The organism is Micromonospora sicca, from assembly GCF_003172935.1.
GTDB classification, from domain to species: Bacteria; Actinomycetota; Actinomycetes; order Mycobacteriales; family Micromonosporaceae; genus Micromonospora; species Micromonospora sicca.
This window is the reverse complement of the sequence record NZ_QGKS01000053.1, coordinates 14,376-27,215: the sequence shown is the minus strand read 5'-3', so window position 1 is coordinate 27,215 and position 12,840 is coordinate 14,376. Positions and strand designations below refer to the sequence as shown.

Annotated in this window: 11 protein-coding genes; 4 read left to right on the top strand and 7 right to left on the bottom strand. The window is 72.5% G+C overall.

Features of this window, described 5'->3' with window-relative positions:
* Positions 1-52: 52 nt before the first annotated feature.
* The 4 genes from DKT69_RS00870 to DKT69_RS00855 all read right to left on the bottom strand — a co-directional run bounded on the left by DKT69_RS00870 (position 53) and on the right by DKT69_RS00855 (position 3,565).
* The gene (locus tag DKT69_RS00870) at positions 53-454 is read right to left on the bottom strand and encodes a transposase (protein ID WP_109799702.1); all 402 of its coding nucleotides are present in this window, start codon (positions 452-454) and stop codon (positions 53-55) included.
* 31 nt (positions 455-485) lie between these two features.
* Positions 486-1,442, bottom strand: a complete 957-nt coding sequence (locus DKT69_RS00865; RefSeq protein ID WP_146230951.1) for a hypothetical protein — start codon at positions 1,440-1,442, stop codon at positions 486-488.
* Between the two features lie 141 nt (positions 1,443-1,583).
* A complete protein-coding gene (locus tag DKT69_RS39365; RefSeq protein ID WP_236647234.1) occupies positions 1,584-1,952 on the bottom strand; it encodes a hypothetical protein in 369 nt (122 codons plus the stop codon).
* Positions 1,953-2,080: 128 nt separating this feature from the next.
* Entirely contained in the window at positions 2,081-3,565 is a 1,485-nt protein-coding gene (locus DKT69_RS00855) for a recombinase family protein (protein ID WP_236647233.1), read from the bottom strand.
* Between the two features lie 429 nt (positions 3,566-3,994).
* On the opposite strand from DKT69_RS00855, the gene DKT69_RS00850 reads away from it, so the two are divergent.
* The 3 genes from DKT69_RS00850 to DKT69_RS00840 are packed head-to-tail and all read left to right on the top strand — an operon-like array spanning position 3,995 to position 6,402.
* Positions 3,995-4,345 (top strand): YciI family protein, encoded by a 351-nt coding sequence (locus DKT69_RS00850; protein WP_109799704.1) that lies wholly within the window; start codon positions 3,995-3,997, stop codon positions 4,343-4,345.
* 9 nt (positions 4,346-4,354) lie between these two features.
* Positions 4,355-5,569, top strand: coding sequence for an RNA polymerase sigma factor (locus DKT69_RS00845; RefSeq protein WP_109799699.1), 1,215 nt, complete (start codon positions 4,355-4,357; stop codon positions 5,567-5,569).
* Positions 5,566-6,402 (top strand): SMP-30/gluconolactonase/LRE family protein, encoded by an 837-nt coding sequence (locus DKT69_RS00840; protein WP_109799698.1) that lies wholly within the window; start codon positions 5,566-5,568, stop codon positions 6,400-6,402. Before DKT69_RS00845 ends, DKT69_RS00840 begins: the two co-directional genes overlap by 4 nt.
* Before the next feature lie 13 nt (positions 6,403-6,415).
* On the opposite strand, the gene DKT69_RS00835 is transcribed toward DKT69_RS00840, so the two are convergent.
* The 3 genes from DKT69_RS00835 to DKT69_RS00825 are packed head-to-tail and all read right to left on the bottom strand — an operon-like array spanning position 6,416 to position 9,935.
* On the bottom strand, positions 6,416-7,999 hold the full coding sequence (locus DKT69_RS00835; protein WP_201749420.1) for an acyl-CoA carboxylase subunit beta: 1,584 nt from the start codon (positions 7,997-7,999) through the stop codon (positions 6,416-6,418).
* Positions 7,996-8,724 (bottom strand): TetR/AcrR family transcriptional regulator, encoded by a 729-nt coding sequence (locus tag DKT69_RS00830; RefSeq protein ID WP_201749419.1) that lies wholly within the window; start codon positions 8,722-8,724, stop codon positions 7,996-7,998. Before DKT69_RS00830 ends, DKT69_RS00835 begins: the two co-directional genes overlap by 4 nt.
* Positions 8,721-9,935, bottom strand: a complete 1,215-nt coding sequence (locus tag DKT69_RS00825) for an acyl-CoA dehydrogenase family protein (protein WP_109799696.1) — start codon at positions 9,933-9,935, stop codon at positions 8,721-8,723. Before DKT69_RS00825 ends, DKT69_RS00830 begins: the two co-directional genes overlap by 4 nt.
* A 121-nt stretch (positions 9,936-10,056) precedes the next feature.
* On the opposite strand from DKT69_RS00825, the gene DKT69_RS00820 reads away from it, so the two are divergent.
* A complete protein-coding gene (locus tag DKT69_RS00820; protein ID WP_236647235.1) occupies positions 10,057-10,809 on the top strand; it encodes an SDR family NAD(P)-dependent oxidoreductase in 753 nt (250 codons plus the stop codon).
* Positions 10,810-12,840: the final 2,031 nt, after the last annotated feature.

Genomic DNA, 12,840 nt, shown 5'->3' with positions numbered 1-12,840 from the left:
CACGCCGCCCGGACCCCGATCAGCGACGTCAGCTCGGTGATCGCAGCGTCGATCATGGTGTCGGCTCGCTCCCGCTGTGCTGGCTGTCGGTCGCGAGTTGCCCCAACAGCGCGGAGAGTTTTCCCTGCACCTCGATCACCCTGCGGGCCTTGTCCAACTCGGCGCGCAGCCGCTCGTTGTCGGCCCGCAACCTGGCTGCCTCCCGCACCGCCGGGTCGGTCTTCGGTCGCCCGGCCGGCTTGGCCAGGGCCTCGCGGGCGCCGGCGTCACGCTGGTGCTTCCACGCCGCGAGCAGCGACGTGTTCAGGCCTTCCCGACGAAGCAGGGCACCCTTGCCAGCCTTGTCGAGGGTCTCGTACTCGGCCAGGATCCGCGCCTTGTACGCGGCGGTGTATGTCCTTGTTCGGGGCTTTGCTGGTACCTCGGGGTCGGGTACCGGATGGTGCGATGTCACGGGGGTGGATCTCCTTGCACGCCCTCACGGGTCAGAGTTTCAGCAGGTCACCCTGCCTTCCCCAAGGATGACACAGAGGGTGGACGAAGCGGCGCCAGCGGGTCCCCTCTTGAAGGCCCACCAGCCAGTCACCAGGCCATCTCCTCCGATCATGATTTCCTCTCCGAGAAGCGGCTTCCATCACAGGCTCAGCCACCTCTGTCCAGCCAAGGCTGACCCCCGAGGCGATTGTCCGCGGAATTAGCTGGTCAGTGCTGAGCCCCTGCGGCATCCGGACCGCCATGGTCAGCTGCAATACACCCGACCGGTGCACCAGGAGCAGCACATCGCCGCGCTGCCCCTCGGCCAGCCCGTCCTGCCCCGCAAATCCAGAAAGCCCGAAGTTCACCTTTCGCAGAGTCAAGCGCAGGTACGGTTCGGACTCGAGGTACGCAGCCTGGTACATGTCCTTTTCGCGGGAATGCTGGATGGCATTCAGCGCCTGGCGGCGCGCCACCGATGCGTTAACCTCCTCGACCAGGCGGCGCATCTTTGTCTCGACGTCCTCATCGACGTCAGCATCCTCTTCATCGCTGCGATCGATGGGCCGACCGATCGCCCCCTTCACCTTCCGATTCACTGCCGAGGTCGCGAGCCGTGCCGCCAGCAAGGGATGCTTGCGAGCCCATCCTGCGAACTGTCCGTAGGTCACAGCACGACTGGCCTCTGCGAGCCGTTCGGCATCACGGATCACCCGGACGAGTCCCCTGTACCGGGGCGCCATACGCACCTCACCGTCGATTGGCGAAGTGACCGTCTCTGCAACCTCTGCCGCGAGAAGTCGATCGGCGACGATATGTGGCGACACGGGCACCGACCCGAACACGAACGTGAAGTACACGACCGCCTCGTCGTACGTGGCGACATGCCCTCGATCCGGGTCTTCGAGCACAGGCTGGAATCGATCACGGCTGCGACGCAGCACATCGATTACCCATCGGATGCTCATAGGCGGATGGTACGAGGGCGGTGCGACCGTCAGATCACTTCGCGAGCCGACGGCTGGGGTACGGCCAACGCCTCGGGCCACTGCGCACCCGTGCTTCGCTGCGGATGGGGAATCCCCGCAGAGGGAAACTCGCCGCCCGACTCACGCGGCGGGCGCCACCGGAAGGCGCTGAAATGCCTGCCCCAGAAGGTGACGTGCTTCCCGCTGATGGGGGAAGGTAGCGAACCAGCCCCGGAATTGGCGGGCGGGGACGGTGGGGCCGCGCTCGTGGGAGGGTCTCGGCTCTGATGGGGCGGCGGATGGTCGGCTGGTGCGAGCCGGGGTCATGGCGCGGCGAGCGGCGCGGGCGGCGGCGCACATGCCGCGCTGGCCGGCGCACTGAAGGTTGCGGCAGTTGCCCCGCTCGTCGGGCTGGTGGGCGGCGACGACGTCGAGAGCGAGCCGCCACAGCAGCGGATCGATCACGTCGTCGGGCAAGGCGGCGAGGGCGCTGAGTCGTTCGCGGGGCACGGCGAAACACCTTCCGTCGACGGGTCGCGCCGCCCCGTCCGATTGCGGCGGGACGGCGGACACGATCGACGCTCACCTCTGCCTCAAGGTCAAGTCGTCGGGCGATTTCCTCCGAGCAACACTGAAGCTCAGGCCACTTGCTGGTCCTGCGGGCCGAACTTCCAGGTCCAGTCGAGGCGGTGGCGGCCGAAGGTGCGGCGTTCGCCCTTGAACCCAGCGCGCAGGAGTTTGATGTCGGCGACGGTGCGGATGATCTCCCGCTTGACCGGGATGTCGTCGCCGAGTTCCTGCCACGCCGTGACGGCCTGGTCCCCGATGCGTCCGCGCAGTACGGCGGGGATACCGGCTTCGGCGGCGCGTTGCTCGTACTCGGCGATCTGTGCCAGCAGGCCCTTCTCGGCGCGGGCGTAGGCGATAGCGGTGACCTCGCCCTCCTCGCCGAGCTTGCGCCACTCCTCCAACTCTCCCCGCAGCCGTTGTGCTTCGGCGCGGGCGTGAGCGACTTCCTCGTCGCTGGCGCTGGCGGCGGTGAGGATGTCGTAGACGTCGGGGCGGGACAGCCACGCCACCACCGCGCGCTGCACGTACTCGTCGAGGAATTCGGCCTTCACTGCGGCGCACCGTTTGTGTAGGCAGGAGTACACCTGGCCGGTCCAGCCGTGCCGGTTCACCCGCTGCGACGACAACGGCCCGTCGCACACGCCGCAGCGCACGATGTACGAGAGCAAGTGCACCGCACGGGCCGGACGAGTCGTCGTACGGGACGGGTCCTCCAGCATCCGCACCACCGACCAGTACGTCTCCTCGTCCACCAGGGCGGGCCAGATCCCATCGCCGACGATCTCCCCGCGGAGCACCCGCTTGCCGATGTAGGCCGGGTTCATCACCTGCTTGCGCAGGATTCCGCGCCGCCAGATCCCACCCTGCGAGGCGGGGATCCCGAGCCGGTTGAGTTCGGCTTCCCGCACGGTCAGTGGCATGCCTTCGGCGATCTTGCGGAAGGTGTCTCGCACCACCTGCGCATGCGAATACTCCGTCACCGCCGCATCCGCCGCGACGGCCGTGCGGATCTCGGTGTCAGGCTCCTGGCGCAGGAGTGCTCTGGTGCGCTGGTCGTAGATCCGCCGATACCCGTAGGTGATCTTCCCGTGCGGGCGGCCCGCCTCGGCTGCGCCGACGATGCCGCGCAGCACGTTGTCGCGGATCGAGTCGGCCATCCACTCGGCCTGCACCGCCTGGAAGCCGAGCATCATCCGGTCGTTCTTGTCCCGCAGGTCATACAGCACCCCGCCGACCAGCCAGAAGAACAGGCCGACCTCGTGGCACATGTCCCGGATCTTCACGAACACCGCGAGGTCCCGTTCCTTGCGGGAGATCACCCAGACCACCAGCACGTCACCCTTGCCCGCGCGGATCTGCTCGATCAACAACTCGAACTGCTCCCGCTCCTTCGTGGCGCGGCGGCTGGCCGAGCGGTGGTTGTCGGTGAAGGACCCCGCGTCCGTCCAGGACCGCTTCGTGATCTCCGCCAGGTTGAGTACGCCCTGGTCGTGGACGCTCTTGCCCTGCTCCTTCTTGTCCTGACTCGCGCGCTGATACCGCAACGCCCGCACCTCTACGCCGCCGGCTAGCAACGCGTCCTTACTGTCGAACCGGCCCCGATTCCCCGATCGGGCCTTACGCCGTACCATCAGACCGTCCCCCTAGATCGACGTTCGTGGTTGGCAACATCGACCCTAGTATCTAACGATCCTTGACAGTACAGGAGGGTCAGCCCGCCGCCGATGTAGAGCAGGATGGCGGCGGCCAGGACCGGACCCGGCGCCTTCCCGGCGGGCGGTCGGCCGCCCGGCTCGGGCTGATGGTCGGGGTCGGGCGTCGGTACGGACATGATCGGCATCCAAGCACAGCCGGCCGCTTGGCGCGGGCCCCGCGAAGACGACCGACATCAACCTCGGTCGGCGTGTCGATCCGGCGGCGGCCCGTTCGTGTGGAGGGTGAAGGGGCCGGCGAAGGCCCGGCCGCCGGGCGAGGAGGACACCGTGAAGCAGTACCTGATCAGCATGTACCAGCCGGCGGGCGAGGGGATGCCCGACCCGGAGTTCCTGGCCGGGGTGATGCGCAAGGTCGACGCCATCCACGACGAGCTGGTCGAGGCCGGGTCGTGGGTCTTCGGCAACGGTCTGCACGCTCCGGAGACGGCCACCGTGCTGCGCCCGAAGGGGGAGGAGGTGCTGGTCACCGACGGGCCCTACATCGAGGGCAAGGAGTACCTCGGCGGTTTCACCATCATCACCGCGCCGGACCTGGACGCCGCCCTGGAGTGGGGCCGCCGGTACGCCCTGGCGACCACCCTGCCGATCGAGGTGCGCCCGTTCCAGGGGGAGGTCTGACCGCCGCCCATGCCCACCGACGTCGAGCGGGTGTTCCGCGCGGAGTACGGCCGCGCGGTCGCCGTCCTGATCCGCGTCCTCGGCGACATCGACCTCGCCGAGGAGGCGGTCCAGGAGGCGTTCACCACGGCCGTCGGCCGCTGGCCGGTCGACGGAGTGCCACCGAGTCCCGCCGGCTGGATCATCACCACCGCCCGGAACCGGGCGGTCGACCGGCTGCGCCGTGAGGCCACCCGGGCCGACCGGCACGCGCAGGCCGCACTCCTGTACGCCCGCGACGCACCGGCCGAGGAGGGACCCGTGCGCGACGACCGGCTCCGCCTGATCTTCACCTGCTGCCACCCGGCGCTGGGCGCCGCCGCCCGGGTCGCGCTGACCCTGCGGCTGCTCGGCGGCCTGAGCACCGCCGAGATCGCCCGCGCCTTCCTGGTGGCGGAGCCGACCATGGCCCAGCGCCTGGTCCGGGCCAAGGCGAAGATCCGGGACGCCGGGATCCCGTACCGGGTGCCCCGCGACGCGGACCTGCCCGACCGGCTCCGGGCCGTGCTGGCCGTGGTCTACCTGATCTTCAACGAGGGGCACACCGCCAGCTCGGGGGAGCGGCTGGTCCGCGACGAGCTGTGCGCCGAGGCGGTCCGGCTGGCCCGGCTGCTCGCCGAGCTGATGCCGGACGAGCCGGAGGCGCTGGGGCTGCTCGCGTTGCTGCTGCTCACCGAGGCGCGCCGGCCCGCCCGTACCGGACCCGACGGCGCTCTGGTGCCGCTGGCCGAGCAGAACCGCGACCGGTGGGACCGCGAGCTGATCGCCGAGGGGCAGACGCTGGTCCGCCGCTGCCTGCGGCGGGACCGGCCCGGGCCGTACCAGATCCAGGCGGCGATCAACGCGGTGCACAGCGACGCGGCGACCGCCGCCGACACCGACTGGGGCCAGATCGTGGCGCTCTACGACCAGCTGATGACCGTCGCCCCCGGCCCGGTGGTCGCGCTCAACCGGGCGGTCGCGGTGGCCGACGTGGCCGGACCGGCCGCCGCGCTCGTCCTGGTCGACGGCCTCGACCTGGCCGGGTACCACGTGTTCCACGCCGTCCGCGCCGACCTGCTGCGCCGGCTGGGCCGCACCGGGGAGGCCGCCCGGGCGTACGACGCGGCGATCGCGCGCACCGACAACACCGCCGAGCGGGCGCACCTGCGGCGGGCCCGTGACCTGATGGGGAGGCACCGATGACGGCACCACGCGTACTGGTGGACGGACTGGCCTTCGGGGAGTCGCCCCGCTGGCACGACGGGCGGCTCTGGCTCGCCGACTGGGGTGCCGGGGAGGTGCTGACGGTCGACGCCGACGGCCGGACCGAGGTGGCGGCCCGGGTCGACGGCCTGCCGATCTGCCTCGACTGGCTGCCCGACGGCCGGCTGTTGGTCGTCGCCGGCGGGGCCGGTCGGCTGCTGCGCCGGGAGCCGGACGGCACGCTGGTCGGCCACGCCGACCTGCGGTCGCTGGTGGCGCACCCGTGGAACGAGGTGGTGACGGACGCCCGGGGCAACGCGTACGTCAACACCATCGGGTTCGACTTCCCCGGCGGCGAGTTCGCGCCGGGCGCGATCGCCCTGGTCCCGCCCGACGGGCCACCCCGGCTGGTGGCCGACGGTCTCGCCTTCCCCAACGGCATGGTGCTCACGCCGGACGGCGGCACCCTGATCGTCGCCGAGTCGTACGCCGCCCGGCTCACCGCGTACGACGTGGCCGCCGACGGCGCGCTGACCGGTCGGCGGGTCTGGGCGGCGATCCCCGACGCCGCGCCCGACGGCATCTGCCTCGATGCCGAGGGCGCCGTCTGGTACGGCGACGTGCCGAACCGCTGCGCGGTGCGGGTGGCCGAGGGTGGCCGGGTGCTGGACCGAATCGACCTGGACCGGGGCTGCTTCGCGTGCGCGCTCGGCGGCCCGGACGGGCGCACCCTGTTCCTGGTGGCGATGGAGTGGGGCCCGGGCGCGCTGGCGGGCGGGCCGCGCACCGGTCAGGTGCTGACCAGCACCGCGGCGGCACCGGCGGCGGGCTGAGCGCCGCACCCGGTCAGAACAGCGCCGCGACGGGCCGGTCCCGGGTGTCGGCGGGGTCGACGACGTCGTCGAGTTCGAAGCTCGCCGCGGCCGAGAGCGCCCGCCCCCGGTCGTAGGCGTCGGCGACCAGCTCGTCGTACCGGCGTCGGCGCTCGTCCTCGTCGGGGATCTCGGCCAGCTCCCGGCGGTGACCGAGCCGCACCGCGCCTTCCAGGCCCATGGCGCCGACCTCGCCGGTCGGCCAGGCCAGCGTGAGGCGGGTGGCGTGGAAGCCGCCGCCGGCCATCGCCATGGCGCCGAGGCCGTACGCCTTGCGCAGCACCACCGCCACCAGCGGGGTACGCAGCGACGCGCCGGCCGTGAACAGGTCGCCCACCGCGCGCACCAGCCCGGTCCGTTCGGCGTCGGGGCCGACCATGATCCCCGGGGTGTCGCAGAGGCTCACCACGGGCAGGCCCAGCCGCTCGCAGAGTCGCAGGAACCGGGTGGCCTTGCCGGCGGCGGTGGCGTCGATCGCCCCGGCCCGATGCAGCGGATTGTTGGCGATCACCCCCACCGGCCGCCCGTCGAGGCGGGCGAGGGCCGTCACCAGGGACCGGCCGTGCCGCTCCCGCAGTTCGAGCACCGAGTCGACGTCGAAGAGCAGGCGCAACACGCCCCGCACGTCGTAGGCGCGGCGCCGGTTCTCCGGCAGCACGTCGCGCAGCCGGCGCTGGTCCTCGTGCCGGCCGTCCGTCAGCGTCCCGCCCGCGTGGCCGAGGACGCGCCGGGCCAGGCGGACCGCGTCGGCGTCGTCGGCCGCGGCGAGGTCGACGGCGCCGCTGGCCAGGTGCACGTGGAGTGGGCCGACGTCCCGCGGCGCGACCGCGCCGAGCCCGGCGGCCTCCACCATGGCCGGTCCGCCCATGCCGATGCTGGCCCCCGCGACGCCGATGGTGACGTCGCACATGCCCAGCAGCGCCGCGTTGCCGGCGAAGCAGTACCCGGCCGCGATCCCGACCCGCAGCGACCGCAGCCGGGCCAGCGACGCGAAGGTGGTCAGCTCCAGACCGGCCACGGTCGGATGGTCGGTGTCGCTCGGCCGGCCGCCGCCGCCCTCGGCGAAGACCACGACCGGCAGCCCGTCCCGCGCGGCGACGTCGAGGAGCCGGTCGGTCTTGCGGTGACCGGTGACGCCCTGGGTGCCGGCGAGGACGCTGTAGTCGTACGCCACCGCGGCGACCCGGGTACCGCCGACCCGGCCGACGCCGACGACGACGCCGTCGGCGGGGGTCGCCGCGGCGAGGTCCGCGAGCGGCCGCCGGGACCGCTGCGCCGCCACGGCCAGCCCGCCGTACTCCAGCCAGCTGCCGTCATCGATCAGGTCCGCGAGATTCTCCCGTACGGTGCGCCGCCCGGCCGCGTGCCGCTTCGCCGCCGCCTCGGCGCGGGCCGCGTCGTGGAGCCCGGCCTGGCGCTGGAGCACCTCGGCCAGCTCGGCCCGGACGGGTTCCCCGCCGGGCCCGGTCGGCTTCGCTGGGGCGGCCGAGCCGGCCGCGGCGGGCGGCTCCACACTGTCCCGCGCCGCGGGCGGCGCGGGGCGCTCCTCGTCGCTCACCCGTTCCTGCCCGGGCTCTGCCGGGGCCGTGGCGCGCCACCCTCGGCGGGGCGCGCGTCCGTTGGTCGCTCCGCGAGGTGGGGCGCCACCGGGTCCGGTCCGGGCGGGCGCAGGCCGCCGAGGAACAGCGCGACGAGCTGGTGGCCGACCTCCGCGAAGGTCAGCGGGCCGTCGGGGTGGAACCAGGTGTGCGTGTTGCCCAGGGCGCTGAGGAACGCGTGGGTGATCACGGTGGCGGAGAGGTCGGTGCGCACCGCCCCGCTGGCCTGCCCCTCGCGGACCAGGTCGCGGAACAGGTCGTGGTAGCGCCGCCGCTCCCGGCGGGTCGCCTCGGCCTGCTCGTCGTCGAGCAGGTGCGCCGACCTGGCCCAGACGGTCAGCTCGTCGGCGTGCTCGGCGGTGTGCTCCACGACGTCGAGGGCGGCCGCGCGCAGCCGCTCCTCGACCGGCCCACTGCCGTCGGCGATCTCCCGCAGCCGCTGGGTCTGCTCGGCGAGCAGTTCCCGGTAGATGCTGGTGAGCAGCTCGGACTTCGACCCGAACCAGTGGTACAGGGCGCCCTTGGTGACCTCGGCCGCGGCCACGATCTCCTGCACGCTGGTCGCCTCGTAGCCGCGGCGGGCGAAGAGTTCGGTGGCCGCCGCGACGATGCTGCGCCGGGCCGAGCCGCGCGGCGCCCGCCGCCGCCCGGCCGGGGTGGTCGGCTCGGTGGTCGTGACGGTCACCGCGACTCCAGCTGCCGGCGGATCTCGCGCCGGGCGACGTCGCGTACGTGCACCTCGTCGGGGCCGTCGGCGATGCGCAGCGTACGGGCGCCGGCGTACATCGCGGCGAGCGGGACGTCGTCGGAGACCCCGGCGCCGCCGTGCACCTGGATCGCCCGGTCGAGCACCTCCAGGGCGACCCGGGGGGCGATCACCTTGATGGCGGCGATCTCGGTGCGCGCGCCCTTGGCGCCGTACTTGTCGATCATCCAGGCGGCCTTGAGGGTGAGCAGGCGGGCCTGCTCGATCGCCATCCGGGACTCGGCAATCTGCTGCTGCACCACGCCCTGCTCGGCCAGCGTCCGGCCGAAGGCGACCCGGCCGGCGGCGCGGTGCACCATCAGGCTCAGCGCGCGCTCGGCCAGGCCGATGGCGCGCATGCAGTGGTGGATGCGGCCGGGGCCGAGCCGGGCCTGGGCGAGGGCGAAGCCGCCGCCCTCCTCGCCGAGCAGGTACGACGCCGGCACCCGGACGTCGGTGAAGACGACCTCGCCGTGCCCGTGCTGGTCGTGGTAGCCGAAGACCGGCAGCGAGCGGACCACCTCGACGCCGGGAGTGTCCACCGGCACCAGGATCATCGACTGCTGCCGGTGGGTGTCGGCCGACGGGTCCGTCTTGCCCATCACGATCATGATCTGGCAGCGCGGGTCGGCGATGCCGGTGGTCCACCACTTGCGGCCGTTGATGACGTACGAGTCTCCGTCGCGCTCGATCCGGGTGGAGATGTTGGTGGCGTCGCTGGAGGCGACGTCCGGCTCGGTCATCGCGAAGGCCGACCGGATCTCGCCGGCGAGCAGCGGGCGCAGCCAGCGCTCCTGCTGCTCGGCGGTGCCGAACATGTGCAGGATCTCCATGTTGCCGGTGTCCGGCGCCGCGCAGTTGGTGGCCTCCGAGGCGAGCTCGATGGAGCGGCCCATCAGCTCGGCGAGTGGGGCGTACTCCAGGTTGGTCAGGCCGGAGACGGCGGGCAGGAAGAGGTTCCACAGTCCTCGACGGCGGGCCTCGGCCTTGAGGTCCTCGACGACGGCGGGCAGGTGGTGGAGTTTCCCGGCCGCCGCGAGCTCGGCCCGCTGCGCCGCGTAGACCGGCTCGGCCGGGTGGACGTGGTCGTCCATGAACTCCTGGAGCCGCTTGAGGTGCTCGGCGGCGCGTGCGGTCGGTTCGAAGTCCATGGCTGCCCTCCCATTGACGCGCATGGCGGCGGCTCGCTACCGTCGCCGGACGCCGAACATACCGGCTGGTCGGTATGGCGTCCAGGGCACGGCGAGCGTGAGGAGCACCAGGGTGAGCGTGATGGACCGGTTCCGCCTCGACGGGAAGGTCGCCGTGGTGACCGGCGCCTCCTCCGGCCTGGGGGTGTCGTTCGCCCGCGCGCTCGCCGAGGCCGGTGCCGACGTGGTGCTCGGCGCCCGCCGGGTGGAGCGACTGCCGGGGACGGGCGCGCTGGTCGAGGCGGCCGGCCGCCGGTACGCGGCCCGCGCCACCGACGTCAGCCGGCCCGAGGACTGCGAGGCGCTGATCGCCACCGCCGTCGAGCACTTCGGACGGGTGGACGTGCTGGTCAACAACGCGGGCGTGGGCACCGCCGTCCCCGCCAGCCGGGAGACGCCGGACCAGTTCCGCTCCGTCGTCGACGTCAACCTGATGGGCAGCTACTGGATGGCGCAGGCCTTCGCCCGGGCCGCCACGAACGGCGGGGCCATCGTCAACATCTCCAGCGTCATCGGCCTGCGCCCCGGCGGCATCCCGCAGGCCGCGTACGCCTCCAGCAAGGCCGGCGTCATCGGGCTGACCCGAGACCTGGCCGCGCAGTGGACCGGCCGTAAGGGCATCCGGGTCAACTGCATCGCCCCCGGCTTCTTCCAGTCCGAGATGAGCGACCAGTTGGAGCCGGGCACCTTCGAGATGGTCAAGGCGCTGGCGCCGGCCGGCCGCCTCGGCGAGCACGAGGAGCTGGCCGCCACGCTGATCTGGCTGGTCAGCGACGCCTCGTCCTATGTGACCGGAGTGACCGTGCCCGTCGACGGCGGCCTCGTCATGCCTTGACGCCTGCTGGCGGAGGGCGTGGACCGGCTGCACGTGGCTCGATGTACCGCGATTCGCCGCACAGGAGGAGCAGGATCCTGCACGGCAAGTGCAATAACCGTGGCCGGCGGGTTGGGCAGACGAGGACGCCAGAGCTCGCCGGCGACCAGGTTTTCGTAGCGCTCGAAATCCTCTCAACGGGCCCTGACCTGGCTAGTGTCGGGATTGGCCCCACCTACGTGCCACGCCCTTCCCAGGGGCCTTCATGGGGGTCGCCATGTGGCGCTACCGAGGGTTGGTCGTCGTACTCCTCCTCGTCGGAGCGCTGCTCGGCGTTCCCGGGCGCGCCGATGCCGCCCTTGCTCCTCCGCCCAACGACGCCTTCGCCGACGCCCAGGTCGTCACCGGCACCTCGGGCAGCGTCGACGGCAACATCGCCGGTGCCACCACCGAGCCGGGGGAGCCGGGCGGCGACACGGCGCAGCCGTCCATCTGGTACCGCTGGACGGCACCGCAGTCGGGCCTGTACCGGTTCGACGCCACGACGGGCGTGTTCAAGCCCGGCATGGCTGTCTACACGGGGACCTTGCTCTCCACCCTCCAACGGCCGGCGACGGACTGGTGCCCGCCGACGGCGTACGACGGCGCGGTCTACGTGCTCCCGGCGACCGCCGGCACCAGCTACGTCCTCTCCCTGACCGGCTATTCCGCCAACGTGGCGCCGGGCGCCACCACCCTGCGGTGGGGTCCGCACGCCCGGCCGGCGAACGACGCCTTCGCCGCCGCAACCGTGGTGACCACCCTCGAACCGGTGCTGGCGGGGGACAACTGCGCCGCGACCGCCGAATCCGGCGAACCGCTGGACGAGTACACCAGCCGGCGGACGGTGTGGTTCTCCTGGGCGCCTGGCGTCACCGTCCGGGAGGCGGTGCGCGATGTTCCACAGCACCTCATCGTCACCGTGTACACCGGATCGTCGCCCGGCGCGCTGACCCGGGTCGCACGCAGCGCCAGCGTCCACGGGGAGTACGGCACCGAGTTCACGGCCCCGGCTGGGACCACCTACCGCATCCAGGTGGACAGCCAGGGCAGCCCCCCGTTCGGGATCGTCGGCCCGCAGCCGCCGTTCCGGGTCTCGATGATCAAGCTCCCGCACTGCAACGACGCCTTCTCCTGTGCCATTGGCCTCACGTCCGGGGTGCCGCTCCCGTTGAGCGGCAGCGAACTGACCGACAACATCGGGGCGACCGCCGAGGCGGGGGAGCCGGCGCACGCCGGCTCGACCGCCAGTCACTCGTTGTGGTGGCAGCTCACGCCGCCGGTGGGAGCGACCGTCACGGTCTCCACGGCCGGGTCGGGCATCGACACCGTCCTCGCCGTCTACACCGGCGCGACCGTCGACGCGCTCACCGGGGTGGTCGCGGACGACGACTCGGCGGGCGCCGGCGCGAGCCGGGTGTCGTTCCCGGGCGTCGGCGGCCGGACGTACTTCGTGGCGGTCGACGGCAGGTCCGGCGCGTCCGGGCAGGTGAAGATCACGTGGCAGTTGGACATCCCGGCACCCCCCAACGACATGTTCGCCGCCGCCACCGTCATCAGCGGCGCCCAGGGCACCTCGAAGTCGTACACCTGGTCGGCCACGAAGGAAGCGGGCGAACCGGCGCATGAGGGCGTCCCGGGCGGACGGTCGGTGTGGTGGCGTCACACCGCGTCGGCCGCAGGCCGGCTGCACCCGGTGGCCAGCGGCGACTACACCACCCTGTCGGTCTACCGCGGGTCCACGGTCGGCGCGTTGACCCGCGTCACGGGTGCCCGGCAGGCCGGGCTCGCGCCGATCGTGCTCGACGTCGACCTCCTCGCGGGGGAAACGTACTCCATCGCGGTCGACGTGACCGACCTCGTGTACGGCCCGGACATCGCGGAGCTGACCTGGTCGCTGTTCCCGCCGCGGCCGCTTAACGACTACGTCGCGAACGCGACGCCGATCAGCGGGTCGAGCGGCGCCGTCGACGGCCACGACGTGGGCGGGACCACATCCGAGGTGGACGAGCC